The organism is Corynebacterium neomassiliense (genome assembly GCF_900626215.1).
GTDB classification, from domain to species: domain Bacteria; phylum Actinomycetota; class Actinomycetes; order Mycobacteriales; family Mycobacteriaceae; genus Corynebacterium; species Corynebacterium neomassiliense.
On the sequence record NZ_LR131106.1, the window covers coordinates 1,908,694 to 1,933,922 of the forward strand.

The following is a 25,229-nucleotide window of genomic DNA, read 5'->3' on the forward strand; positions in this document are numbered from 1 at the left end:
TTACACAGCCACCTCACGGCTGCACCACTCACCGGCAGAATCCCTCGTAAACAGTCGGAGCCTGGAATCAGCAACCCAGACAGTGGACGGGTCATCGACCTGGGCATGTGCCCGTCCATCCACCTCAGTCTGCAGGATCACCGACAACTCAGCAGCAGTGTCCGGCACACGACCCGGGTTGACCACAGCCAGCGTTCTACGATCTGAGAGGACGAGGAAACTCCCTGACACCGCCGGCCGTGCGGCCTGCAACTCGGTCGGCAGCGACTCCGGCAGACGTGACTGTCGGACCACCTCCAGTTGCCCGTCAAGATACCGGCACACCCCGTGTCTCCAGGCCAGTACCTGTTCACCCACCACCAGCAGTCCGGCCCGCGGAAGCGACCCGGAGACCGTCTCTTCCCTGACCCAGGTCAAGTCACCGTCATCGTATACGCGGCCTACACGCAGAACTCCGCGACTCATCGGGAAGCCGTACACTGCAGTCGGATACGGAGTCTCGACCCACTCCTCCACCTCGTCATAACGACTGACGATCCACACACCGCGCCCTTCATCCTCACCCGGAGCAGGCACCGCCTCGTCAACCTCATCGAGTACCGCTGGCCTGGAGGTGGCAGATTCCTCCACGACCGATCCGTCATCAGGCACGGTGAAGAATCTGCCCGCAGCACGGACACGGACAGCGTCTCCCGCGACCCTGTCGACGGTCACATCGAAGATGTCCACCTCGTTGACCCGAAGTGGCAGAGCCGCTGACGTCGCTTCCCCGCTCAGCAGGTCCGTCCGCCACACCAACGGAAGTCGCGCATCAGCTCTCCAGAGGATGCGTCTTTCACCTGCGGATACCACGAATCCCGGGGTCCACGTCGGGGATCCGTAGGGCGCTGGCTCCACCGGTTCTGCCGCGTACAGGTCCAGTGTGTACTGCACTGTGCTCACCCCGTAGTGCGCCGCACCCAGCAGCCAGAACTCAGGGAACGGGATCTTCGCCTCAACGACATCGACTCTGCGGCCCTCACCCACGAACTGCAGTCTCGAGACTCGGCCCCGCGTCGGTTGCAGCCCTGTGCCCGGACCGGCCGGCGGATCATGGTGCAGTTCGCCGGTCACCCGGACGGGTCCGGCGACCGGTCGGTCGGCGTCCCACCTGGCGACCCACCCGTCCCCACGCAACACGGTCTGCCAGACCGGATTCTCCGGGGTCACTGCGCGCGCACCGGGCATCTCCTCGGCCCAGGCATCGAAGGTCACCGCGTCTCCGCTCTCCGGATCCGTCTCCCGGAAGACGAGCTCCACTGCCACAGTGTCCCCCAGCACCGCCTGCGGACGACCTTCGTCCATCACATGCCAGGTGTGGACTGTGACCGGAAGAATCCGGTGTCCGGCGGGCTGTGCGGGGGCCGGCGTTGACAGGTGCTCCAGCTCAGCGAAGAATTCGGCGCGCAGTCGCGAAGAATCCCACGGGCGGCCCCTCCGGACCTCGCCCGGCCAGCGGAAGCTCTCCTCCGGCACTGGTACTCCGATGACCGGGTCCACCAGCTCACCGCGACGACCGTCCATGTGAAGTGCCACCATGACACCTGATCCCGCATCTACTATGACTTCGACGTGAGCTCGGCGTCCCACACTTCGGGCCACCCATGCCTGCCCACCTGCCCACATGCCTGAAGTGATCTCCGCGCCATCCCCCAGGCTGTCGAAGATGCGGGGGTCACGTCGGATCAGCGGTTCGACCGCGCCGGCGACAATGAGCTGAACTCGGCCGGCCATCTCCTCTGTCTCAGCCGGAGGGGCGATATCCATCCCGCGGACCACGGTGTGCCGGCCGTCGACTCGTGACAGAGGCTCACCGTCTTCCCCTGTGATCGCCCACTTCTCCCCCTGCGCCTGGAACCGGTAGTCCCCGGCGGGGAGTCGAAGAATCTCCGCGGGCTGTCCCGTAACCACGGTGAAGTTCTGCGGATGAGCTTCATCGTGCAAACGCAGAACCGCAGTGACGGGGACGGTGCGTCCATGGACCACCAGGTCCCGCAGTTCGTCGATGCCCGGAACTACAGGCCTTCCATCCATGATGCCATCCTAGTTTCGCTTCCCGGGAAACCGTGTTCACGGGCCCACGGTTCCTCGCGACACGGACCACGTCATCACGGAACTTGGTGGGACAGGGCCTTGGCACGATGCCATCCTTCCAGGCCGACCCTCGGGCAAGCCAGATCAGATGCCACCTAACCGTGCCGCAGACCCCTGTGCAGCGCCGCAGCCTCTGCTGTCGTCAGCGGACACGGTAAAGCTTGGAGTGTGGCACTCAAGATCATCAGTATCCACCCTGCCGCACGTGCAGCCGTCGCCGGAGCCCACTTCAGCGCCGCAGTGTTCCTGTCTACCCAGTGCCAGAAAGTAATTATCTCGCTCTACTGCCCTAGTCCGTTTGAAGCTCCTCTCCCCGAGCAAGTCAGGCCGGCCTTGGAGGGCGGGCCGGCCGGGCCGCAGGACCGCAGGGCCGCAAGGCCGGCGAACACAAGCCCGGTCACGCTCCGCGCGACCGGTCCGACACCCCGGGCCCACCCCGGCCAACACCGGGGCGGGGATCGGAACTACTCGCCGTCCTGGTCGCCGACCAAGCGGGGACCACACCACCGGCTCCGGGTGGTGTGGTGTGGTCAGGCTGCGGTGGGGGTGTTGAGGTACTGATCCAACGCTGCGCGGATGACCTCGCTGGGGCTGAGATTGTGCCTGGTGGCGTAGGTGTCCAGGGCAGAGTTCAGGTCGTCGGGCAGTCTGACCTGTCGGCGGGGGGAGTGCCCCTTCTTCGACGATTCACCGTCGAGCCGGGGACGTCCTGCGCGGCGGAACATGTCGAGCGCCTCGCGTCCCTCGGGGGTGTCGCTGGGTGTGGTGGTGTTTTCCAGGGCAGTGACTGCCGCATCTGATTCTGCCCAGGCGGACATGTCGCGGTCGATCGCGGCAAGGTCGTCGGCGGTGGTGGCGTCGGTGTTCTCGGTCATGGTCACCACTGTCCTTTCCTGTCAAAGTATCGCTTCATTTTCTCGCCTGCGAACATGCAGTGGAATGTGCGTACATTCTGTCCGGGTCCCACGGTGAACAGGACTTCGATGTCCTCACCGGTGAGTGAGGGACCGATGGCCAGGTGTGGTTTCCGGCCGTCTGTCCAGGACCTGTCGAACTCCGGCTGATAGTGAGAGGGTTCTGCACGGCATGGATCGCATCGTCACGGGTGAAACCGTGCTTCGCGGCGCTTTCGGTGAACTCGATGGCCAAATGAGTATTGTACTACAAAATCTGATCTAGTGCACGATTCTTGCACTCTGAACTGGGGTTTGTCGTGACGGTCTCGCGGTCGGTGACGGTCACGTCGCCGAGGTTGTGGCTCGTGGCGTCGGCAATGGCTGCTTCGACGACACCTTCGGTGTCTGCGTCGATGTCGTAGTCGTTGGGCAGGCGTTCGGGGTGCAGGTGCAGGGTGTGGGTTGTGCACTCCCGGACAGTGATCTCGATGCTGCGCTGGTCAGCGGTACCGTCGACGACGGAGTTTCGATGTACTCCTGCGCACTCGTCGATGCTGAGTAGTCCGCTCACCGCGTCGAGGATGTCGCGGTCCTCGTCGTCAAGGCCTGCCCAGTCGTCGGCGGTATCGCTGATCAAGCACGCATGCGCCGTGATCTGCACCCCAATACCCCGGCAAACCCCGAGGTGATCTGGTCCGTGACAGAACACGGGCCATCAACTGGCTTCGCCAACTGCTGTTGGAGATCTTTCCTGCCCTGGAGCAGGCCTTCGACTACGCATCACGCCGAGCAGCCCTGCTACTGCTCACCAAGTATCAGACCCCCGAGTCGATTCGCCTCGCCGGTGTAACCCGGATCGCCTCCTGGCTGCGCGCACGCGGAGCGCGCTACACCACACAGGTCGCCACCCGTGCTGTTGAAGCAGCCCAGCAGCAGTACACCACCGTTGCCGGTGAGGAGCATCTCGCGGCGATGATCGCCGAGCTGGCTGACGACGCTCTACGACTGAGCGAACGCACCGAACAGATCGATGTGCGCATAGCCGAGACTGTCGAACGCAATGAGCAGGCAAGACTGCTGACCAGCATGCCCGGTTTCGGAAGCCTGCTGGCAGCCGAGTTCGTCGCGGCCTCTGGCGGCAATGTGCTGCTGCTGGGCAAAGCCGATCGCTTGGCCGGGGTATGTGACCTTGCCCCGGTGTCCAAGGACTCCGGGACGATCAGCGGCAATCGGCACAGACCGCGCCGCTATGACCGAAGGATGCTGCGCGCATGCTACATCTCAGCGCAAACAGCGGCCTGGGTCTTCCCACAGTCCTCCGCCTATTACCAGCGCAAACGTGGAGAGGGTAAGAGCCATGTTCAGGCGGTGTTGTGCCTGGCCCGCCGGCGAATCAACGTCATCTTCGCCATGCTTCGCGACAACCGCGCCTTCCAGACCGGCCACGATGCAGATTCCCAGCGCAGTGACCGCCGGACCACTGGTACGCCGGATTCAGGATTCAGTGATGCTCCGGCATGTCAAAGCTCTCGGCCCACTGATCGCCGTGGTGCTGATCTTGTGGGCGTTGGCGGGTGAAGATCAGGTGGTAGCCGTCGGGATCGGTGCCGGACTTCAGGTCCCTCCATGTCATGAACTCGGCACCCCACTTCTACGGAGCCCTGAGGTCGCGGGGGAATCTCCAGCTACCCCCCCTGCAAGAATACTCTTGCCCCTTCACTAACGATTAGGTAAAACAATGATTTATCCAAGTGAAGTCACTTGGAATGACTAGAGGAGATACACCTTACGCCCCGTTCGTAAACCTATCGCACGGATGTTCGTCGCTGCCATGGCTGCGACGATCGCATCCGCGACCATCGCAGCCCCCGCCGCTTCAGCCAGTGTCGTCAACACTAGCCTGGCCAATGTCCGCAGCGGCTTTATCAGTCGTACCGTATACCACTCAGGAAGTACCCATGTCCAGGCAGGATTCATCGGGTGCTCAAGTAATGCCCCAGCTGCAAACTCGAAGTTCGACATCGAGCTGCGTCAAAAGAGGAGCTTGCAGCCTGACCGTTCTTTGGGATTCCGCAACGCCAAGCAGTGTTTCAGCAGCCCGACTCGTGTCTCCTGGGGCGACCCGGCCGACGGAAACTACTTCATGAATGTTCACTCGCACAGCTGGCAAAGCACCAGCGCCCGCAACTTCAACATCTACTACTAAGCGAGTCATGTCTGCTCCGGTACCAGCACAATCTCGAGTTCAGGATACTGAACTCTCCTTCTCCTACCGTCACCCGGGCGGGCCCGGTGCGGTCACGGCGGACGACCTACTGGTCAGCAGTGAACCCACCCTGCTCCTCGGTGTCAACGGTGCAGGAAAGACAACTCTGATGAGAGTTCTTGCCGGTCATCTCCGGGTCCGTGGTCTTGACCTATCAGGTCTTCCTTCTGTCAGTTACGTTCCGCAGTTCTTTACCCCGGTCCGAGGTTTCACCGTCCTCGATCACGTCTCCTACGTCGCCTGGCTCGACGGGCAGTCCCGCGCCGCGGCCGCGAAGAATGCCCCGCGGTGGGTGGACTTCGTCGGTCTCGGTGACCTCGCCAACCGGAAGTGCGCGCAGCTCAGCGGCGGTCAGCAGGCAAAAGTACAGCTGGCTACCGCGCTGAACACCGGTGCGAGACTGCTTCTACTCGATGAGCCGAGTGCCTCCCTGGACCCGCTGGCGAAACGCGAACTCCAGGATCTGTACCGGAACATCGTCGCCGCTGGTACCGGCCTGTGGGTCTCCACACACCAGCCGCACGAAGTGACCGACCCTTTCACCCGAGTCATCGTGCTACACCAGGGCACTGTGCGTTTCGACGGTGGTATCGGTCATTTCCGTCAGCTCGGCGCCGATGCAACCGATAAAGACGATCCAGCCGCCGTGGCACTGGCCCAGGCGACCGTCCGGTGAGCGCGCGGACTAGCCTGTCTCGGCTGCGGCCGTGGACAGGATCACTGGTGATATTGATCGCTGTCGGACTCGGTTACTACATTCTCGACACCAACGACTCCGGGGTATCCAACGGGTATGACGGGATATCTCTCGCGCTCGGATACTTCTACACGCTGGGACCTGCCTTGGCCGGATTCGCGGCGTGGGATATTTCTCGCTTCCGCGCTCTTCTCAAACAGCGCAGCCGCGCCAGTGAGCTGTGGCGGACGGTGTTTCGCCGTCTCGGGACACCGAGTTTGGTCACGCTGCTCTCCGTGCTGCTGATCATGGGTTACTACGGAGGCCTGTCTGTATCCCAGACCTGGGCCGGCATTCTCCTGTCTGTACTGCTCACGTGCCTCTGGGTGCTTTTCGGCGCTGCCCTCGGGATGTATCTCTCCCCTGTTATTTCTCTACCCATCGCAGTCTTCATCCCTTGGGTTCTCACCGCTTATCCGCAGGCAGTGCCTGACCCGGCGTGGCGACAGATGTTCGGACAGTCAATCGGCGGGTGCTGCACGGTGGACGCCATGATCGACACGGTCACGATCAGGTCCTCAGTCGCGACGCTGGGGCTTCTCGTGATGGCCAGCGTGATCCTCCTTCAGGTCCACGTCGCCCGGCGTCCGGTCCGTGTCGGTGGGATCAGCGCCTCACTCATCATCACCTGCACAGCAATCGCCCTCGGCTACGTTCTCGGGACGTCGGGGAACTTCATGAATACTGATCTCCGCTCAGGTACCGAACGTGACTGCGATGACCGTGTCTGCGTCTGGCCGGAGAGTAACCGTTCCATGGTCGACACAAATCTTCGCGTTGCCGAGAAACTAGGAATCCCGATCGGCACGATTCTTGTCGACGGTGAACCCCGCAACGACAATGAGCTGTGGATGTCCGGGGATCCGGATCCGACCACGGTGGAGCAGCAACTGATCGTCCAGCTCCTCGAGCGCTCTCCAGAGCTCAGGGGTATGGAATCGTGCTGGGTCGATGAGAACGGCCGGCGCATGAGCCTCGCAGACGAGGCTACTGTCGCTTTGGGAAGCAGTGAGCTGGTCTCCACCGCCACCGGCGCCGATGGACGGTTCATAGCCTATAGCAATACCGAGGACCCGTCTGCCTGGAATAGAGTCGTGGAGCTTATCAAGCAGAAATCAGAGTGTCCGGCGTGAGAAGTACCTTCGCACTGTATGCCATAGGCCACAGGGTCGGTCTCGCAATGGGACTCCTCGCTGTCGCTGTCGCAGTCTCTGCGGCGACAGGCACGACGAGTCTTCCCCTGCCCTGGTTATCTGAAGGATCCCTGGATCTGTCCGTGGACCATCTGCTCGCTGTAGCCCTACTGGCGGCACATGCCACACTACTCACTGGGGAACTGTCCTCCCGTGAGGAATCCAGCGTCCGTTCGTGGTGGTGGGCGGACTGCCTCGGAATGGCCGTCCTTCTATGCGGGCCTGTGTCCTTGGCACTTACCGGTGACGCAGGCCTGCTTCAGAACACGCTGCTCTACCTGGTGTTCTTCTTTCTTATCAGTCTGGTCATCGGCCCGGAGACCGCCTATCCCGCTGTCATCTTCCTTATTGTTGTGCAGACTATGGTCGTGGCGCTTGTTCCCGATCGTGGTCTTATTCCCGTATTCTGGGACCCGGACCCACGCATAATCGCAGCTCTCTTCATCCTCGCAACCGTGGCGTTTCTCGTGGCGCGTCGCCCAGTGAAGACGAGTACCCGCCTCCGGATCACCGCCTGACGAACCGGACTACGGTCTCATCCGCCTTGACAAATTCCGCTAGGCGATGCACAGCCTTCCGAACTACTCGGCTCCAGCTCTTGACAGGCTCTTCACGATTCACAGTGCGTTGATTCGGTCCTGAAGCTGTCCGGAGTGGATCAGTGACCTCAAGATGTAGTGGTCCAGGTTCCTGAAGCCCAGGGCGATGCCACGCAGATGCTCCAACCGGCCGTTGATGGCTNGGCTCTTCACGATTCACAGTGCGTTGATTCGGTCCTGAAGCTGTCCGGAGTGGATCAGTGACCTCAAGATGTAGTGGTCCAGGTTCCTGAAGCCCAGGGCGATGCCACGCAGATGCTCCAACCGGCCGTTGATGGCTTCGACCGGACCGTTGGACGCTCCGATGTCGAAGTACGCCAGGATGTCATCACGGCGGCGCCACAGTGTCCGGCCGAACTGTGCAAGCTCCTCCAGTCCGCTCGGCAGTCCCTTGCGCAGAGTGTTGATCAGGCGTTTCATCAACTTCTTTCCCTCGGTCCTGCGCGGATGCGAGTACGCGGCAATGACGTCCTGGTAGAAATCCCAGGTGACCTGCAGGGCGACGTAGTCGTCGTCGGTGTCCCACAGCAGCTCCAGGTGTTGTTTCTGCCGGTCGGTGAGATAATTCGTCCTGGTCAGCAGACTCCGGCGGTGCTTGTACAGCGGATCATCCTTCCTTCCGCGTCGCCCGGTGGTTTCCCTCTGCAGGCGTTGCCGACACCCGGTGAGCTTGTCGGCGGCCAAGTGCACGATGCGGAACGGATCCATGACCTTCCGCGCCGCCGGAAGGGCGTGGTCCACGGCCGTGGCATAGCCAGCGAACCCATCCATCGTCACCACCGACACCTGGTCACGGAACTGTTGGCCGCGTTGCTGCAGCCAGGTTCTCAGGACATCTGCGCTGCGCCGAAGGCCGCATGTCGATCAGCCGTGCCGGCCCGTGCCCATCGACCAGTGGAGTCAGGTCCACCAGCACCGTGACCATCGAGGAGGGCTCGCCGGGCCGGCGGGGGTGTTTCCACACGAGCTCGTCGACACCGAGAAACCGCCCCCCGTCTAGATGCGCCGAGTCAGCGTAGACCAGATCACGGACGGCATCGACAGCAATCCTGTTGACCAGCTCCCAACCCACGCCCAGGGCTTTGGCGGTGGCGGACACGCTCATCCGATCGACCGCGAGGCATTGGAGGATCCAGCGGGTCACCCGGTGGGTGAGTTTTGCCCTGTCGTCAGCACAGGCCAGTGAGGGCTGGAAGATTCTCCTGGTGCACCGCGTGTTGGGACAGGTGAATCGTGGTACCCGGACGTGGAGTCGGGTGGGGAAACCTACGACCGGCAGGTCGACGAGTCGACGCTGAACATGATCCCGCTTCACCCCAGGCTCCCTGCAGTCCGGGCAGGAGTCGACCACCGCTACCGGGTCGGCGTCGATGATGGTGAAGGTGCCGGCGTCGGCAGCATCGGTAATTGTCAGGCCGAGTTCTGCGGTGCGGCAGATGGTATCGGCGACGAGGTTGCCAGTAGTGTGCATTGTAGGGTCCTGGTTCGGTCAGATGAAGGCTTCGCAACTCTCATCTTGTACCGGCCAGGGCCTCTACATGTTGTGCCACACCGGGTCCCACCCTTCAGCTATCTACGCACTCCAAACCGCGAAGAGCCACCAAACGCCATCACACCATTTGCATTTCAAATGTGTCGGGGAAAGCGCAGTGCAGAGCATGTACCGATCAGTGAGGCTGGAACCGGGGTGAACCACCGGTTTAAGATCAGAGTCCCTGATGAGCATCAGGGCGGTGCACGCCGGCAGCGGATACCGCTACCTGCTGCGCTCTGTGTTGCCACCAACGACGCAGAACCTGACCCCGAGGTCGCCGACCGACTGTCGGAGTACTACGCGGCCAAAGGCACCCCACCGGGACGGTGGCGCGGGTCCGGTCTGGCCGGCCTGCACAGTGACACCGCCCAGCCCGGACACGAGATCACCGCCGACCAGATGGCAGCCCTGTACGGCGAGGGACTGCACCCGGACGCCGACGCGATGATCGACAACGGTGTGGCACTCAAAGGCTGCAAACTCGGTCGGGCATACGGCATCTACACCGGTGGCAGTGCGATGCTGGCCGACCTGGCAAAGCAGGAGAAGAGCTTCCGCGACACCCACGGTCGACGCCCCGACGAGGCCGAACGTTCGGACATCGCCACCCGTGTCGGCTTCGACCATTACGCCGCCGCCCACCACGGGGCCTCCCCCACCAGTGCCCGTGAGGTTCTGGCGTGGGTCAACTCCACACAGGACAACGTGCGTCAGGCCGTCGCAGGCTTCGACCTGACGTTCTCCCCGGTGAAATCCGTGTCCGTTCTGTGGGCCCTGGCTGACAAGGACACCGCCGGGATCATCGCCGCGGCCCACCACGCCGCCGTCGCTGACGCCCTGTCCTGGGTCGAGAACAATGCCCTGTTCACCCGTGTCGGTGTCAACGGCATCCAGCAGCTGAAAACCAACGGACTGGTGGCCAGTGAGTTCACCCACTTCGACACCCGTGCCGGGGACCCGGACCTGCACTCCCACGTCCTAGTGTCCAACAAAGTCCAGGTCGCCGACACTCCCGAGGCGCGTAAAGCCGGCAAGATCGGTGAGTGGAAGACGATCGACGGGTCACATTTTTTCGAGCACTGGACCGACGAGGGCAAGCTCTACCTCTGCGCGATTAGAGACGCCAGCTCGGGGAGGATCGTCGGTACAGGGCGAGTTCACAGTGACGGGGGCGGTCAATTCCGCGATGGGGAGTTCCTCGCTGCCCTGGAGGGTCATCGGATGGTGGGATCTATGGGCAGGTCAGCTTCCTGCGGAGATAACGCGGCGATGGAGTCGTTTTCTCCATGTTGCAGAAAGACATGGTGGGCCGGCAGGTCTGGGCCACCCGGGGGCAGCTGAGGATCGCGATTGTCAGAGGGATTGAGCGAACCTATCACTGCCGTCGTCGGCAGCGTATGTCTGGGTCGGTTCACCCCGGTGGAGTACGAGACGATGGTGAGCGCCGACACCACGTCCGCGGCGCGACTACTTTCCATCAACAAACTGCACAACAATGCCCTGCAGGATGGAGGGTGCAGGTGTCACGGGACGTGTCACCGCTGGACGAACGGCAGCAGAACCTGGTTTACCTCGTCGGCGTGGGTCCAGAGCATGCCATGTGGGGCTCCGTCGATCTCGATGTAGTCCGCCTCGGGGAAGGCGGCGTGGAACGGGCGGCCGGTGGCGTCGATTGGCAGGATGTTGTCGGCGGTGCCGTGCACGATGAGGGCCGGCTTTCCACTGGCCCGGACCGCGGCAACATCGTCGGTAAAGTCCTCGATCCAGGTGGGGACCACGGCGTGGGCGGCGACTGGTGCGCTAAGGGATGCCGTGTTCCAGTTCGCCGTGACGACCTCCTGACTGATCCGCGAGCCCAGGTTCTCGTCGAGGTTGTAAAAGTCCCGCAAGAAGTTCGTGAACCAGGCAAACCGGTCGGCTCTAGCCGTGGCGACGATATCGTCGAACTGCTTTTCCGGAATCCCCTGACCCAGCATCCCCGGTTCGAGCGAACCGAGGAAGGCGTACTTCGCGACACGGTCGGCACCGTACGTCGCGGTATAGCGGGCCAGCTCACCGGTGCCCATCGAGAATCCGACCAGGATCACGTCGTTGAGGTCGAGCGTGTCGAGCACGACGTGGAGATCGGCGGCGAAGGTGTCGTAGTCGTAACCGGTGGTGACCTTGCTCGACCGGCCGAAACCGCGGCGGTCGTAGGTAATAACGCGGTAGCCGAGGTCGAGCAGTTCCCGGGCCTGACGTTCCCATGAGCTTCCGTCGAGCGGGTAACCGTGGATCAGCACAACGGGCTGTCCTTCCCCGTGATCCTCGTAGTAGAGCTCAACGGGGGTCGAGTTCTCCTGGCCGACAGTGATGTATGACATGGTCTTCCTCCATGGTCCGAGCGAGAACGGTCGTTCTCAGCGAGTATGCACTAGTGTAGGGAACGGTCGTTCTCAGTGCAAGTGTTCCGACGGATTTTTTGGGTACGCGAAAAGGAGTCATGATGACAGCCACAGGAAGGACGGAGACCTCCGACCGTGACAGGGTGCTCGCCGCCGCGAGCCACCTCTTCTACAGCCGGGGAATCCAGGCGGTAGGGATGGATGCCGTGCGCGCTGAGGCCGGCGTGCCGCTGAAACGGATATACGCGAATTTCCCCTCGAAACAGGACCTGCTGCTCGCGGTACTGCACCACCAGGGGGACCTGTGGCGAAGAAGCCTGGAAGCTGCTATCGAGGCCGCATCCACCCCGCGTGAGAAACTGCTCGCCGTCTACGATTTCCTGCGGGAGTGGTTCCAGGAGGACAACTTCCGTGGATGCGCCTTCATCAACGCCTTCGGTGAACTCGGCGCGGTCGCACCCGACGTCGCCGACACCGTCCTCGTCCAGAAGCACGAGTTTCGGCAACGGGTATCGGAACTAGTCGCGGAACTCGGCGGACCCGCAGAGCTCGGACCCCAGCTGGCACTTCTGGCCGAGGGAGCACAGACCACCGCCGCTATCGACAGGTCACCGGCTGCAGCCGACGTCGCCCGGGCGGCCGCAGCCATGCTCATCGACGCCGCCGGACACGCCTGAACCTGGTCAGCCGTCGATACCCCGCGCATTGGCGAACTCGTCGTCGAACCTCTTCCGCGCCCACTCGTTGGCGGCGAGATGCTCATCCCCCATTCCAGCAACGGGTCTGCTGCACGGATAGGTGACAGGTTATAGTCACGCCGCCAGTGCGGTGGTCGTGTTCATGATGGTTTCGAACTCGATGGGCGTCAACCTGCCCAGGCGGGCTTGGCGGCGTCGGCGGTGGTAGGTCCGTTCAATCCAGCTCACCATCGCAATGCGCAGCTGCTCACGGGTAGCCCAGGAGCGGCGGTCGAGGACATTCTTCTGCAGTAGAGCGAAAAACGATTCCATGGCCGCATTGTCGCTGCTCGAACCCACCCTGCCCATAGAACCGACCATGCCGTGGCCAGCCAGAGCACGCAGGAGCTTCCGGCTTCGAAAATTGGCTGCCCCTATCGGAGTGGACGATGCAGCCCGCGACGTCGCTGCGCATCGCGATGGCGTTCTCAAGTGCGTGGACGGCGAGGCGGGACTTCATCCTGGAGTCGACGGAGCAGCCCACGATGCGCCGGCTGAAGGCATCTTTGATCGCGCAGCAGTAGAGCTTGCCTTCCGCGGTTTTGTGTTCCGTGATGTCCACGAGCCAGAGCTGGTTGACACGCTCAGCGGCGAACACATGCCAGGTACGACCATGCTCATCGACCACGGCGCAGAGATCGTCATGGACGGGCGGACCAGGCTTCTTACCGTTCTTGCTGCGCTTCTTCCCGAACGCACTCCACCAGCCGTTCTCAGACGCGATTTTCCACGCGGTCCGATCGATCATCGCCTCACCCGCCTCGCTGGCTTCGTCGTCCGAGGAGGCGGTGCCCGAACTCTTCGATCATCCTTGTGGGCATCGAACAGCGCGTTCGCGCGATACGCCTCGACCACCTCGCTGAGTGCGATGGGGTGAACCAGCCACCGGTAGTAGGGCTGGCGGGAGAGCTTGAGCACCCGACACGTCACCGACACAGGAACACCTGCTTCGGCGAGCTCTGTCACGAGCGGGTAGAACCTTTTCCCGGCAGGTTCGCCTGCGACAGATACGCCGCCGCACGCCGCAGCACCTCGTTTTCCTGCTCCAACAACCGGACCCTCTTACGCAGCTCACGGTTCTCGACCGCCTCCGACCGGGACGGGCCGGGCTTGGTCCCCTCATCAATATCGGCGCGACGCAACCACTTTTGCAACGTCATCGGGTGAACTCCGAAGTCTTTCGCGATCTTCTCGATCGTCACTCCGGGCTCACGGTTCCTCGCGACACGGACCACGTCATCACGGAACTCGGTGGGATAGGGCTTGGGCACGATGCCATCCTTCCAGGCCGACCCTCGGGCAAGCCAGATTAGATGTCACCTCACCGTGCAGCAGTCCCGGACTCTGGCGTGATCCCGGGCGAGTCCGAAGGCTAGTTGTAGGCGCTGTCAGGGTCGGTGAGTTCCGCAGCGATGCGCTTGGCGCCGTAGCAGCCGTTCTCTGCGGCGAAAACCGCCCTGATCCGCACCGTCAGCAGGGCATCGGCGATGATCTGCTACTGGCGGGCTTCGGCACCGTCGCTCCACTTGTAGTACGAGGAATGCTGGATCTACAGGATGTCGCACAGCCGCTTGACCGGGTACTCGGTGCGGGTGTCGTCAACGAACTTGAAGCGGCTCACCAGTTCGTCTCTTCCGCGAAATATTTTCGCGGCCCGCCGCAGGATGTCACGTTCCTCGCGCAGCCGGGCGACGTCGCGTTGCAGTCTACGGATGTGTTCGGCAATCTGGTCAAACTCACCGGCCTCAGCCTCCGCCCGCTGTTGACGCAACGGCTCAGCGACATCAAACGAACGGCATTGCCATGAATCAGTACTTACAGATACGAGAAGCGGGTGCCTCTCCTGAAGGAAGAGGCACGCAGTGAACTGCTATTTCACTTGTGGAAGCAATGGAGCGCTGCGGGAACAGACAACCACGGGTTCAGAAGCTGGTTTCCGCGTGGAATCAAGGGATTCCCAACCATGCCGACGACTCTGGTGAGGTCGACGACGCCCGGATCGTGGCGGCGGCGGAACCAAGTAAGCGACCTCGAACACGGCTCGCGGATAGCGAAGTGGACGCTATGCGAACAGCTCGCGAGCGCGATGTGAGCGTGAAGGCGATCGCGAAACAGTTCGGGGTTCACCGAGCCACGGTCTGGGTCAAGACCCGGTGAGGGCGGGTGAGGTGATTGCGCGCTATTCGGTTGCGTGGAGAGCGTGATTCTTGGGGCTTCACAGCCCGTTGACCGCGGAGGTCGGGGCGAGCGTCGGAAGGTCGGTGATGCTCGTGGCGGCGCGGACGACTGCGGCGAGATCGCGGGAGTGGCTGTGCGCTGGCCAGGCGATCACCGTCGTCACCTCGGGTGCATCGACCACGGGGATGGCGACGTGTTCCGGCCATTGCCAGGCTCGACTTGAGGCGGGGATGACGAGGAGAGCTTTGCCGAGGGCGACGAGCTGCGCGATCTGCGGTTGTGTGCGCACTTCTGGGCCGGGGCCGTCGGGGTATGTGCCGTCTAGTCGTGGCCACCGCGCCAGCGGAAGATCCGGCACATCGCTGATATCAGCCATCGTGACGTGCGCGCGCCTGGCAAGGGGGTGTTTGGCGGGGACGATAGCGACCTGGCCCTCGATGAAGAGTTCCTCCGCGTCGAATCCTGCGAGGTCGTCGACGGGCTGGTGCATGAGCGCAACGTCGGCACGTCCGTCGCGGAGCATGGTCGCTTGCTCGCCGACCTCGCAGAAGAGGACATCGACGGCAGGAACGGTGGGATCTGCCGCAATCACCTCCAGCAGGTGCTGCAAGAGGTCGTGAGAGGCTCCAGCTTTCGTGACAAGAGCGATCGAATGACGTGACTCGCCCGCCCGCTTCGTGCGTCGAGCCGCAGCAGCAACCGCGTTCAGCGCGGGTTCAGCCTCGCGGAGCAGAACGGTGCCCGCGTCGGTGAGGGTGACGCTGCGACGGTCCCGGTCGAAGAGCCGGACCCCGAGACGCTCTTCGAGCTGCCTGATCGCTCGGGAGAGCGGCGGTTGCGCCATACCCAGCAATTCGGCGGCGCGGCCGAAATGCAGCTCCTGCGCGACAGCGACGAAGTAGCGCAACTCCCGGGTCTCTAGATCGCGCATACCGTCAACCTTACCCCCTGATACCCGCACGGTATCAGGTGGAGGTTGATCGGTCTTGGACCGGAAAGAAGAGAACCCCTTGGGTACCAGTAGCGCCGCGCAGACAGGAACGCAGCCAGAGCAGCAACCGGCGTTGTGGGCGGGGGTCGTGTCGCTCGGCTTCGGGATTTTCGTCCTCATCATGGCGGAGTTCCTCCCTGCGAGCCTCTTGCCGCGGATCTCGGTGTCACCGAGGGCGCGGCAGGTCAAGCTGTGACGGCGACCGCGATTGCAGCGGGCATCGCTGGACTGTTCCTGCCGATCGTCTTCCCTCGCGCGGATCGCCGGCGCCTCTTGCCGGGCCTGACCGCCGTCGCGGTGATCTCCAATGTGCTCGTCGCGCCCGCTCCGAACCTTGCCGTGCTGCTCCGGTCTCGCGTACTCGTCGGTTTCGCAATCGGTGGATTCTGGGCAATGGCGATCGCGGTGAGTGTGCACCTGGTGTCGTTCGGAAAGCTCGGTCGGGCGATGACGATCATCAATGTGAGAATGTCGCTGGCGACGATCGCGGCGGTTCCGCCGGACACCTGGTTGGGTCAGGCTTGGGGATGGCGCGGGGTATTCTTCCTGAGCGCCGGAGCGGCCGTGCTCGCAATCATAATTCAGGCGGCGACCCTTCCACACGTCCCCGCCACCCGCGGCGGTGGATTTGCGCCCTCGGAGCCACGCTCGCCTCTGTTCTCCTCGTGACCGGGCTGGTGGCGATTCTGCTCATCCAGGGCGGACAGTTCATCGGATACACGTACATTCTGCCAGCCACCGAAAGCCTCTCACTGATAGATGCGGGAGGATTGGCGCTCTTCTGCATATCTACGGCGTCGCGAACGTCCTCGGTGCAACCATTGCGGGGCCGATCGTCGACCGTGCTCTCCGCCTCGCTTCGATCCTCTTCCCCGCGATTCTCGCCGCCGGAATGCTCACCCTGGTGCTCACCGGCGGTCAAACCGCAGGTCTGTTCATTGCGGTTGCACTGTGGGGATTCGGATACGGCGGTGCGATACCGGCCGTGCAGACCTGGGCAGCGAAAGCGGCCCCGGAGCACCTTGAGCATGTCGGCGGCCTGACCGTCGTGACCTTCCAGATCAGCATCGCTCTTGGCACCGTCATCAGCGGCCTCCTCGTCGACGGCATCGCACCCACAGCACCACTCATCGTCGGCGCGATAGTCGCGGTCGTCGGCGGTGTCCTGCTCACAAGCCTGCGTCTACGCCCCGCCACGTCGTAGTACGGGATTCTCCGTCCAAGATCGGCCGGGTATCACAGGATACCCGGCCGATCTTGGACACTTCTCAACCTCAGGACCACGATGGAGTGCATGAATAAGAACAAGACAGCGCTTATCACAGGCGCGAACAAAGGAATCGGATTCGCAATCGCGGAGCAGCTCGGCGATCGTGGATTCACGGTCGCCGTCGGCGCGCGTGATGACGGTCGACGGGCTGCGGCAGTAGAACAGCTACGGTCCAAGGGCATCGATGCTTTCGGCGTCCCCCTTGACGTCACCTCAGACACCAGCGTCGCAGACGCAGCCTCTCTGATCGCGGACACAACGGGAAGACTCGACGTCCTGGTGAACAATGCCGGTATCGGCGGCAACAGCGCCGACGGTGCACAAGATCCCATAACGCTCGACCTGGACGTGGTTCGCACCGTCCTCGACACCAATGTCTTCGGCGCGGTGCGGGTCACGAACGCTCTGCTCCCCCTCCTCACTGTGGCACCGTCTCCGCGCATCGTGAATGTCTCGAGCAATATGGGCTCGCTGGAGCTTCACACGGGCCCGCTCATGGCCGCCTACGCCCCGTCGAAGGCAATGCTCAACGCCATGACCGTTCAGTATGCGCGCCGCTTCGCCGACTCGAACATCATCATCAACGTGTGCTGCCCCGGATACGTCTCCACCGACTTCACCGGCCACAACTCCGACCGCACTCCCGCACAGGGCGCCGCGATCGCGGTCCACCTCGCGACTCTCCCGGACGACGGCCCCCGTGGCGGATTCTTCGACGACAACGGGCCCATTCCCTGGTGACGCGCCCTTACACGGCGGAGGAATTCTCGTCCGCAGACGTCCGGTGTGCCAGGATCTCGTCCATTTGATCCTGCTCCCACAGGCGTATATTCCTCGTCATGTCGGCGAGGGAGTAACCCAGCGGTGTGAGCATATAGGACACCGTGACGGGAACGGTTGGTGTGGGGCCCGAACCCCGGATGGTAGACACGGGGATGTAGTCAAGATACGAGTCGGAGCCGGTGCTGTTGCAAAGTGGAGCGGGCGGTGCCCGGACGCTCCACTTTGCAACAGCACCATCAAAAATCCACTCCACATAGCGATCACATTCACAAGGCGGTCACAGCCTGCGTCCATTCCCCCGGGTCACCTGACAAGGCAGAGTGGTAACTTCGCTCTCTGTGCAGTCGGCAGGTTCCCCGCAAGCAGCATAAGGAGCTTCCTATCAAACCAGCCCCGTTCCACGCGACGAACTCCCTGACAACCACAGAAGGTGGCAGCCCCCGGTGACGAACAGACAGCAGCCCCAGGTGCCCGGCGACGTGTCGCCGGTGCTTGAGGACTATCTGACCGCGGTATTCAAGTCAGAAGAGTGGGGCGACACCGCCACCACCAGTGACTTGTCCGCCCTACTGGGAGTTACGGCGTCCACCGTGTCAGCCACCCTGAAAAAGCTCAGCCAGGTGGGTCACATCGACTATGAACCCTACGGTCGGTTCAGTCTGACCGATTCCGGACGCGCGATCGCCGTGGGTGTGCTGCGTCGGCGCCGGATCATCGAAACCTACCTCTCCGAGGCACTTGGACTGAGCCCCGATGAAGTCCATGGAGAAGCTGACCTGCTGGAACATGCTGTGTCCACACGGGTTCTTGAGCGCATGTCGGCAGCGGTCGGCAACCCGTCCTTCGACCCCCACGGCGATCCAATCCCCGGTCCTGACGGGCAAATGCCTACGTACGATGAGGAGACCTCGGTCCCCCTGCTTCAGCTCTCCGACGATGAGATCGCGACGGTCACCCGGATCCGAGACAGTGACCCAGCGGTGATTCGCTACCTCACCGGACGCGGCATCACGGTCTCTGCCGAGCTCCGCATGATCACCACCACTCCGTCCATCGGAACGGTCACAGTCGAGGTTGACGACGCCCAGCGCGACCTGCCCGAACTGGCCCTACCCTCGTTGAGTGGACACCCGATTTAGCGGGATCCGTCCCGCACGAGAGGATGTCACCATGACCGACAACACCGCTGGCCGGCGACCACGGCGAAACTTCAGCCCGGAATACAAACACGAAGCCGCCCNTTGGCCCTACCCTCGTTGAGTGGACACCCGATTTAGCGGGATCCGTCCCGCACGAGAGGATGTCACCATGACCGACAACACCGCTGGCCGGCGACCACGGCGAAACTTCAGCCCGGAATACAAACACGAAGCCGCCCGACTGGTGATCGACACCGGACGCACCATCGCCGAAGTCGCCCGCGAACTCGGCGTCGGTGCCCAGACCTTGGGCAAGTGGGTCGCCACCGAACGCGCTAAAGACGCCGGTGAACCCACCGGTGAGCTGGACCTGGATGAACGCGCCGAACTCAAACGACTGCGCCGCCAGGTCGCTGATCTGCACAAGGACAATGAGTTTCTGGGAAAAGCAGCAGCCTTCTTCGCTGCCAAGCAGCCACCGACGAACGGTTCGAACTGATGGCGCAGGAGAAGGCGAATTACGAGGTCACCCGTATGGCCCGCCTGCTGGGAGTGTCCCGGTCTGGGTTCTATGCCTGGGCGGCCAGGCAAGCGAGAGAACCATCGCCCAGACGCCGTGAGCGCGACGACCTCGACGCGAAGGTCCGGACGGTGTTCACCGAGTCCGACGAGGTCTACGGCGCTCCCCGGGTGCATGCCCAGCTGGCTCGTGAGGGGACGGTCGTTGACCGCAAGACCGTGGCGAAGTCGATGCTGCGCCAGGGCTTGGAGGGGATCAGTCCCAAGAAGTTCTCCCCGGTGACCACGCTGCCTGGTGTCAACACCCACGCGATCCCCGACCGGGCACGACGTTGCTGGGACAAAGGCGGGCTCGACCGGTGCTGGATTTCCGATATCACCTATCTGCGCACCGGTGAAGGCTGGGTGTATCTGGCGGCGGTCACCGACGCGCATTCCCGGCGGATCATCGGCTGGGCGATGGACACCCACATGCACACTGACCTGGTGGAACGAGCCCTGCGTATGGCCCACACGATACGCGGTGAGCTGCCCGTTGATGTGGTGTTCCACGCTGATCGTGGGTGCCAGTTCACCAGCGAACAGATGCACCGGGTGTGCCAGGACCTGCAGGTACTGCAGTCAATGGGCCGGACCGGGGTGTGTTGGGACAATGCGATGGCCGAGAGTGTGTGGGCGACGCTGAAGACCGAGTTCTACGACCGGTACACCTGGCACACCCGGGCCGAGGCTCGGCAGGCTGTGGCCCGCTGGATTGAAGTGGTCTACAACCGACGACGGCTGCACTCGTCGCTGGGGTATGTGCCGCCGGTGGAGTTCGAAATGAATCTGTTCAACAAACCTGCTGCTGAGGAACCTGAGGCAGCTTAGTTACCTGTCCACGATTTGCGGGCAAGGCCACACTCTCGTACGGGGCAAGCGCCTCGCCCCCCACCGTCGGATCGGACATATCGCGGGACCACTTGAATCGCTCCGGGTCTGATGGAGGCACTCAATCCTGGGAAGGATGATGAGAGTCATGGCAGCACCGAGGAAGTACAGCGTTGAGCTCCAGCAGCGGGCGACGCGGATGGCGATGGCGCCAGGAAGGACCCCGGGTCCGCTCGTGGGGCGATCAAGAGGGTCTCGGACCAGCTTGGGGTGCATCCCGAAGCGCTGCGGAACTGGATCCGTCAGGCTGAGATCGACGGCGGCGTTCGAGCCGGGACCACGATCGATGACGCGCAGCGGTTGGCCGACCTCGAGCGCGAGGTCCACGAGCTGCGAAGGGCTAACGAGATTCTAAAGGTGCTGTTGCAAAGTTGGGTTGCCGTCGGCAGGATCAGCGGTCATGGGCATTTTCTCCGGTCGGCACTACCCTCAAGACGTCATCCTGTGGGCAGTGCGCTGGTATTGCCGCTACGGGGTGTCCTACCGCGACCTGGAAGAGATGCTCACTGAACGTGGTGCACCAGTGGATCACACCACCATCTACCGGTGGGTGCAGAACTACGGTCCCGAACTGGATAAACGGACCCGCTGGTACCGCAAAGGATCTGTAGCCTTCGCCGACTCCTGGCGAGTGGATGAAACCTACATCCGGGTAGGTGGAAGGTGGTGCTACCTCTACCGGGCCGTCACCAAGGACGGCCGGACTCTGGACTTTTACATGTCCACCCAACGCAACACGACAGCAGCAACGCGATTTTTGGGAAAAGCGCTGCGTAGCACTGGTCACCGTGTCCACAACGGTGAGGAACCCAGTGGTCCTCGGATCATCTGCACCGACAAAGCACCCACCTACGCTGCAGCGATCAAGGAACTGATCGACGAGCATAAGCTGTCGAGGACAGTAGTTCACCGGCAGGTGAAACACCTCAACAATGTGATCGAGGGAGATCACGGCCGGCTCAAGCGGATCCTGGGTCCCAAAGGTGGCGGGTTCAAGAATCCGGAGTCGGCGTACAGGACGCTGCAGGGTATGGAGGCGATGCACGCGCTACGCAAAGGCCAGGGCAGGGTGTTCGCCTTCGGGTGTCCGAACCCGGATGCGGTGATCGTCGCCAAGGCCTTCACAGGCGCCTGAGAGATCAGGGCTACAGGGTTGTGGACCGCCTTCTCGATCAGCGTCCGGGCACCGCCCGCTCCACTTTGCAACAGCACCCTTCGTCCTGCCCGGACCCCAGGCCGTGTTCTACCTCGGTGCATGGATCCTCATGCCCAAGCAACCCTGAGGGAACCGCTACACCGAGCCTTCAACTAAGCCTTCGTCCCAGCATTATCTGCAGCGGGCACCTTTACACTGAAGCACCATGTCATTGATACTTCGACTACCGGTCTATTCAGACCAGGCTCGCGTCCGAGAGCTGAACACGTTGTGTTCAACCGAGCGTTTCGATTTCCTCGCCGGGGCTGGGGAACTCGGTGCTCGAGCTGGTTCTGACGGCACAACCAACACCGACTGGACAGGCTTTCTCGACAGTGTCAGGCAACAGCATGAGGGAACCGACCTACCTGCAGGCTGGCTGCCTGCGGACTTCCTCCTCGCCGAGATTAGCGACCAGGACACTGTAGGGTTCGCAAATCCGACCATCATCGGGCGTGCCTCGATTCGTTACGGGCTTACCGAGAACCTGCTGAACTACGATGGACACATCGGCTACGCCGTTGCTCCTGAGTTCCGCCGCCAGGGCTTCGCCACCGAGATCCTGCGCCAATCCCTGGCCCTCCTCGCCAACCGGGGTATCCGCCGTGTGCTCGTCACCTGTGACGACGATAACGCCGGGTCCGCCGCTGTCATCGAGGCCAACGGAGGAATCCTGGAAGACCTACGTCTCAAGCCGGGTGACAGTGTCCCCACACGCCGTTACTGGATCACGAACTGAGCATCCACCTTTAGACGCAGGCCGGGCCGCGGCTCACCCCTCCATGCAGCAGACCCACCGGTGCAAAGCTCTGCCTGACATGTGGAACCCGCAAGATAGTCGGCACGAACACGCAAACTAGGGTCTGCTGCACGGATGGGTGACATCTGATCTGGCTTGCCAGACAGGGCGGGTCTGGAAGGATGGCCATCGTGCCCAAGCCCTATCCCACCGAGTTCCGCGACGACGGCGTGCGCGTCGCGAGAAACCGTGAGCCTGGAGTGACGATCGAGCAGATCGCGAAAGACTTCGGTGTTCACCCGATGTCGCTGACGAAGTGGCTGCGTCGCGCCGATATCGGCGAGGGGGGGAAGTCGGGGCAGTCGCGGACTGAGGCAGCGGAGATCCGTGAGTTGACCAAGCGGAACCGGCTGCTGGAGCAGGGGAACGAGGTGTTGCGTCGGGCGGCGGCGTATCTGTCGCAGGCGAACCTGCAGGGCAAAGGCTCTACCCGCTCGTTGCCGAGCTCGCTGCTGCAGGGATCCCTGTGACGGTGACGTGTCGGGTGCTCAAGCTCTCCCGCCAGCCCTACTATCGTTGGCTGGCCGATCCCATCACCCCGAGTGAAGTGGTGGAGGCGTATCGCGCGAACGCGCTGTTCGACGCGCATTGTGATGACCGAAGAGTTCGGGCACCGACTACTTGGACGACGAAGCCCGTCAGGCCGGTGAGCCGATGGTCGATCGAACCGCGTGGCGGATCACATCGAGCAACAGCTGGTGGTCCGTTTTCGCCGAGGAAACGGGGCAAGAACGGGAAGAAGCCCGGCCCGCCCGTTCATGATGATCGTTGTGCTGTTGTTGATGAACACGGCCGTACCAGGCATGTGTTCGCCGCGACGCGGGGGAATGAGCTCTGGCTCGTGGACATCACGGAGCACAGGACTGCGGAGGGCAAGCTCTACGCGTGCGCGATCAACATCGCCTTCTCCGGGCGTATCGTCGGGTACTCGATCGACTCACGGATGACGTCCCGCCTGGCTGTCCAAGCCCTCGAGAACGCCGTGGCGATGCGCGGTGACGTCGCCGGTTGCGTGGTCCAATCGGACAGGGGATCTCAATGTCGAAGCAGGAAGTTCCTACGCGCTCTGGCCCGTCACCGCATGGTCGGATCGATGGGCAGAGTCAGCTCCAGCGGCGATAACGCCGCCACAGAATCCTTCTTCGCGCTGCTGCAGAAGAACGTCCTTGATCGGCGTTCCTGGACCACGCGTGAACAACTGAGGATCGCGATCGTGACCTGGATTGAGAGGACCTATCGCCGCCGACGACGGCAGGCCTGTCTGGGACGTTTGACCCCGATCGAATTCGAGGCCATCATGACCAAGGACGTCGCCCTCGCGGCGTGACTAACAACTGTCCCTAAACGTGCAGCAGACCCGCCGAGCACCAGCGCACCGTCATCGACTGGTGGCTGCACCTGCATACGCAGGTCCCCGGCGACCCTGTCAGGATCGCCGGGGACCAGAGATGGGGCAAGGTCGCACTCGCCAAAGCACAAGGCCTGCTCGCAGCTGAAGACCAGTCACCGTCTGACGACGGTCGGCCAGCCTTCCACGACACCGCGATTGACTCCACCTACCAACACTCTATGGGAGTGCAGAAAGGCTGGCTCGGCCGATGACACGCCGGTGAAAGACACACATTTTGTCGTATAACCCTCTCACCGAGCGAACACCCGGACAACGAAAAACCGGAGTTCACAAACCCTTTCGGGTTTGTGACCTCCGGTCGGTGCGGTCCGTGAACCGCTCACTGTGGGCGAAGGGGGACTTGAACCCCCACGTCCCGAAGGACACTGGCACCTGAAGCCAGCGCGTCTGCCATTCCGCCACTCGCCCGTGGCATCGGCCATCATGGTCGACAAGGTTGCGCCTGCAACGGGTAGTAAGGTTATCACCGGGGCAGTGACCACACAAAGTCGCAGGTCCTCAACCATTTTCGCCGCTCCCGGCGCGGACCTTTCCCCCGTTGCGTCCTGTCCACCCTATATAATGGACCGTACTGTTCACCCGACCAGAACTGCAGCGTGCCCCGGTCGCGGACTTCGTCAACGGCAGGGCACAAGGAAGGCAGGACCCCGGTTCATGGATCTCTTCGGACGATTCCGCAAGCTCGACAGTTCACTTCAACGTGGGCTGGACAACGGCTTCGCGCGCGTGTTCGGCGGTGAGGTCGTCCCCGCCGAGATTGACGAACTGCTCAAGCAGGAGGCGGAGGACACTCTCATGGAGGACCGGTCAGGTGCCCTCCACGCTCCTTCAGCCTACGAGGTCCACGTCGCCGCCCACGACCATGAGACCCTGCTGTCCAAGCGCCCTGACCTGGACCGGGAACTGCGGGACCGCCTCAACCGCTTCATCCGGAACGAGGGCTGGTCCACAGCCGCACCGGTGACGGTCGATCTCGTGAAGGATGACACCATGCACACCGGCCAGCTGAAGTGCCGGTCCAGTTTCACCTCCACCCACCAGCGGGAGGTCGGTCCGCGTGAGATGAAGCCGGCGGACCACGGGGAGGACGCCGCAGCCCCGCAGTGGCCCCGCTCCGAACCTGACTCCGGCCGTAATCCGGTGGCGCGCCCCTACGACGCCGACAGTTCCTCCGACGGTGCAGACAACTCAGGTAGCCCCGGCGGCGCGACCGGTGCCCCGGACGCGGCCGGAGCCGCAGGAGCCGTAGGAGCCGCAGGAGCGGGTGCACTTGCCGGACTTGCCCATCCGGGACGCCACAACCCCGGTTGGGGCCACTCCGGCGACCGCGACAACCGTGCCGACCGTGCCGACCGTGCCGACCGTGACAACCGTGACGCGGGGAACAGGTCTGACAATGTGGCGTCCTCCACCCCGGCAGCGGATCCAGCGCAGGGCGGGGAGGGGAACCCGCAGGCACCCCGGCAGGCGTCCGACCCCTCTTCCCCGTCCCCGGACAGCCGGGCAGGCCACGGTCAGCGCCCCGCCCCCGCCCCC

21 protein-coding genes, 1 tRNA gene and 5 pseudogenes are annotated in these 25,229 nt (G+C 62.9%); 18 read left to right on the forward strand and 9 right to left on the reverse strand.

Annotated elements, in window-relative coordinates; translation table 11 throughout:
- The 3 genes from E0E18_RS08375 to E0E18_RS08395 form a co-directional block, all read right to left on the reverse strand.
- Nucleotides 1-2,073: a hypothetical protein gene (locus E0E18_RS08375; protein WP_161972256.1), complete on the reverse strand. Its 2,073-nt coding sequence runs from the start codon at nucleotides 2,071-2,073 to the stop codon at nucleotides 1-3.
- A gap of 590 nt (nucleotides 2,074-2,663) precedes the next feature.
- Complete coding sequence (locus tag E0E18_RS08385) at nucleotides 2,664-3,008, reverse strand: ribbon-helix-helix domain-containing protein (protein WP_130840235.1); 345 nt, start codon at nucleotides 3,006-3,008, stop codon at nucleotides 2,664-2,666.
- Between the two features lie 286 nt (nucleotides 3,009-3,294).
- On the reverse strand, nucleotides 3,295-3,666 hold the full coding sequence (locus E0E18_RS08395; RefSeq protein ID WP_130840237.1) for a hypothetical protein: 372 nt from the start codon (nucleotides 3,664-3,666) through the stop codon (nucleotides 3,295-3,297).
- 101 nt (nucleotides 3,667-3,767) lie between these two features.
- Between E0E18_RS08395 and E0E18_RS08400 the strand changes: the two genes are divergently transcribed.
- The 5 genes from E0E18_RS08400 (at nucleotide 3,768) to E0E18_RS08420 (ending at nucleotide 7,742) form a co-directional block, all read left to right on the forward strand.
- Nucleotides 3,768-4,607, forward strand: a complete 840-nt coding sequence (locus tag E0E18_RS08400; RefSeq protein ID WP_130840240.1) for a transposase — start codon at nucleotides 3,768-3,770, stop codon at nucleotides 4,605-4,607.
- 253 nt (nucleotides 4,608-4,860) lie between these two features.
- Entirely contained in the window at nucleotides 4,861-5,235 is a 375-nt protein-coding gene (locus E0E18_RS08405; RefSeq protein ID WP_130840242.1) for a hypothetical protein, read from the forward strand.
- A 7-nt stretch (nucleotides 5,236-5,242) separates the two neighbouring features.
- Complete coding sequence (locus E0E18_RS08410; protein ID WP_130840244.1) at nucleotides 5,243-5,971, forward strand: ATP-binding cassette domain-containing protein; 729 nt, start codon at nucleotides 5,243-5,245, stop codon at nucleotides 5,969-5,971.
- Nucleotides 5,972-6,018: 47 nt separating this feature from the next.
- A complete protein-coding gene (locus tag E0E18_RS08415; protein WP_130840246.1) occupies nucleotides 6,019-7,164 on the forward strand; it encodes a hypothetical protein in 1,146 nt (381 codons plus the stop codon).
- The gene (locus E0E18_RS08420) at nucleotides 7,161-7,742 is read left to right on the forward strand and encodes a hypothetical protein (RefSeq protein WP_130840248.1); all 582 of its coding nucleotides are present in this window, start codon (nucleotides 7,161-7,163) and stop codon (nucleotides 7,740-7,742) included. Before E0E18_RS08415 ends, E0E18_RS08420 begins: the two co-directional genes overlap by 4 nt.
- A 237-nt stretch (nucleotides 7,743-7,979) precedes the next feature.
- On the opposite strand, the pseudogene E0E18_RS08430 reads toward E0E18_RS08420, so the two are convergent.
- Nucleotides 7,980-9,294 (reverse strand): annotated as a pseudogene (locus E0E18_RS08430) (ISL3 family transposase).
- Nucleotides 9,295-9,510: 216 nt separating this feature from the next.
- Here E0E18_RS08430 and mobF point away from each other — a divergent pair.
- Nucleotides 9,511-10,698, forward strand: coding sequence for a MobF family relaxase (gene mobF, locus E0E18_RS08435; RefSeq protein WP_130840250.1), 1,188 nt, complete (start codon nucleotides 9,511-9,513; stop codon nucleotides 10,696-10,698).
- A 194-nt stretch (nucleotides 10,699-10,892) separates the two neighbouring features.
- Here mobF and E0E18_RS08440 read toward each other — a convergent pair whose 3' ends face one another.
- Nucleotides 10,893-11,720 carry an alpha/beta fold hydrolase gene (locus E0E18_RS08440; RefSeq protein ID WP_130840252.1) on the reverse strand — a complete coding sequence of 276 codons (828 nt, stop codon included), beginning with the start codon at nucleotides 11,718-11,720 and terminating at the stop codon, nucleotides 10,893-10,895.
- A gap of 119 nt (nucleotides 11,721-11,839) precedes the next feature.
- Here E0E18_RS08440 and E0E18_RS08445 point away from each other — a divergent pair, with 119 nt between their 5' ends.
- Nucleotides 11,840-12,418: a TetR/AcrR family transcriptional regulator gene (locus E0E18_RS08445; protein WP_130840254.1), complete on the forward strand. Its 579-nt coding sequence runs from the start codon at nucleotides 11,840-11,842 to the stop codon at nucleotides 12,416-12,418.
- Between the two features lie 135 nt (nucleotides 12,419-12,553).
- Here E0E18_RS08445 and E0E18_RS08450 read toward each other — a convergent pair.
- The 3 genes and pseudogenes from E0E18_RS08450 to E0E18_RS08465 all read right to left on the reverse strand — a co-directional run bounded on the left by E0E18_RS08450 (nucleotide 12,554) and on the right by E0E18_RS08465 (nucleotide 15,587).
- A pseudogene (locus E0E18_RS08450) lies at nucleotides 12,554-13,749 on the reverse strand (IS3 family transposase).
- A gap of 281 nt (nucleotides 13,750-14,030) precedes the next feature.
- Nucleotides 14,031-14,201: pseudogene (locus E0E18_RS14495) on the reverse strand (IS3-like element IS1206 family transposase); the annotation flags it as partial.
- A 492-nt stretch (nucleotides 14,202-14,693) separates the two neighbouring features.
- Nucleotides 14,694-15,587, reverse strand: a complete 894-nt coding sequence (locus E0E18_RS08465; RefSeq protein WP_130840260.1) for a LysR family transcriptional regulator — start codon at nucleotides 15,585-15,587, stop codon at nucleotides 14,694-14,696.
- A gap of 135 nt (nucleotides 15,588-15,722) precedes the next feature.
- Between E0E18_RS08465 and E0E18_RS14000 the strand changes: the two genes are divergently transcribed.
- The 10 genes and pseudogenes from E0E18_RS14000 to E0E18_RS14505 form a co-directional block, all read left to right on the forward strand.
- On the forward strand, nucleotides 15,723-16,316 hold the full coding sequence (locus tag E0E18_RS14000; RefSeq protein WP_202616707.1) for an MFS transporter: 594 nt from the start codon (nucleotides 15,723-15,725) through the stop codon (nucleotides 16,314-16,316).
- Nucleotides 16,270-16,851, forward strand: coding sequence for an MFS transporter (locus tag E0E18_RS14005; protein WP_202616708.1), 582 nt, complete (start codon nucleotides 16,270-16,272; stop codon nucleotides 16,849-16,851). Before E0E18_RS14000 ends, E0E18_RS14005 begins: the two co-directional genes overlap by 47 nt.
- Before the next feature lie 90 nt (nucleotides 16,852-16,941).
- Entirely contained in the window at nucleotides 16,942-17,658 is a 717-nt protein-coding gene (locus tag E0E18_RS08475; RefSeq protein ID WP_130840263.1) for an SDR family oxidoreductase, read from the forward strand.
- Nucleotides 17,659-18,188: 530 nt separating this feature from the next.
- Nucleotides 18,189-18,839 (forward strand): metal-dependent transcriptional regulator, encoded by a 651-nt coding sequence (locus E0E18_RS08480; RefSeq protein WP_237559802.1) that lies wholly within the window; start codon nucleotides 18,189-18,191, stop codon nucleotides 18,837-18,839.
- Between the two features lie 169 nt (nucleotides 18,840-19,008).
- Nucleotides 19,009-20,228, forward strand: a protein-coding gene (locus E0E18_RS08485; RefSeq protein ID WP_130839360.1) for an IS3 family transposase whose coding sequence is annotated in 2 segments (ribosomal slippage) — nucleotides 19,009-19,279 and nucleotides 19,279-20,228 — 1,221 coding nt in all. Because the reading frame shifts where the segments join, the coding sequence is not laid out codon by codon here.
- Nucleotides 20,229-20,471: 243 nt separating this feature from the next.
- Nucleotides 20,472-20,798 (forward strand): transposase, encoded by a 327-nt coding sequence (locus E0E18_RS14500; protein WP_130841346.1) that lies wholly within the window; start codon nucleotides 20,472-20,474, stop codon nucleotides 20,796-20,798.
- Complete coding sequence (locus E0E18_RS08495) at nucleotides 20,689-21,423, forward strand: IS6 family transposase (RefSeq protein WP_130840265.1); 735 nt, start codon at nucleotides 20,689-20,691, stop codon at nucleotides 21,421-21,423. Before E0E18_RS14500 ends, E0E18_RS08495 begins: the two co-directional genes overlap by 110 nt.
- 226 nt (nucleotides 21,424-21,649) lie before the next feature.
- Nucleotides 21,650-22,222: a GNAT family N-acetyltransferase gene (locus E0E18_RS08500; protein WP_130840267.1), complete on the forward strand. Its 573-nt coding sequence runs from the start codon at nucleotides 21,650-21,652 to the stop codon at nucleotides 22,220-22,222.
- A gap of 191 nt (nucleotides 22,223-22,413) precedes the next feature.
- Nucleotides 22,414-23,609: pseudogene (locus E0E18_RS08505) on the forward strand (IS3 family transposase).
- Nucleotides 23,610-23,644: 35 nt separating this feature from the next.
- A pseudogene (locus E0E18_RS14505) lies at nucleotides 23,645-23,884 on the forward strand (IS256 family transposase); the annotation flags it as partial.
- Nucleotides 23,885-24,018: 134 nt separating this feature from the next.
- On the opposite strand, the gene E0E18_RS08515 reads toward E0E18_RS14505, so the two are convergent.
- A tRNA-Leu gene (locus tag E0E18_RS08515) sits at nucleotides 24,019-24,101 on the reverse strand.
- 246 nt (nucleotides 24,102-24,347) lie between these two features.
- Between E0E18_RS08515 and E0E18_RS13875 the strand changes: the two genes are divergently transcribed.
- The coding region (locus E0E18_RS13875) for a DUF3662 domain-containing protein (protein ID WP_161972259.1) at nucleotides 24,348-25,229 on the forward strand (882 nt) is incomplete at its 3' end.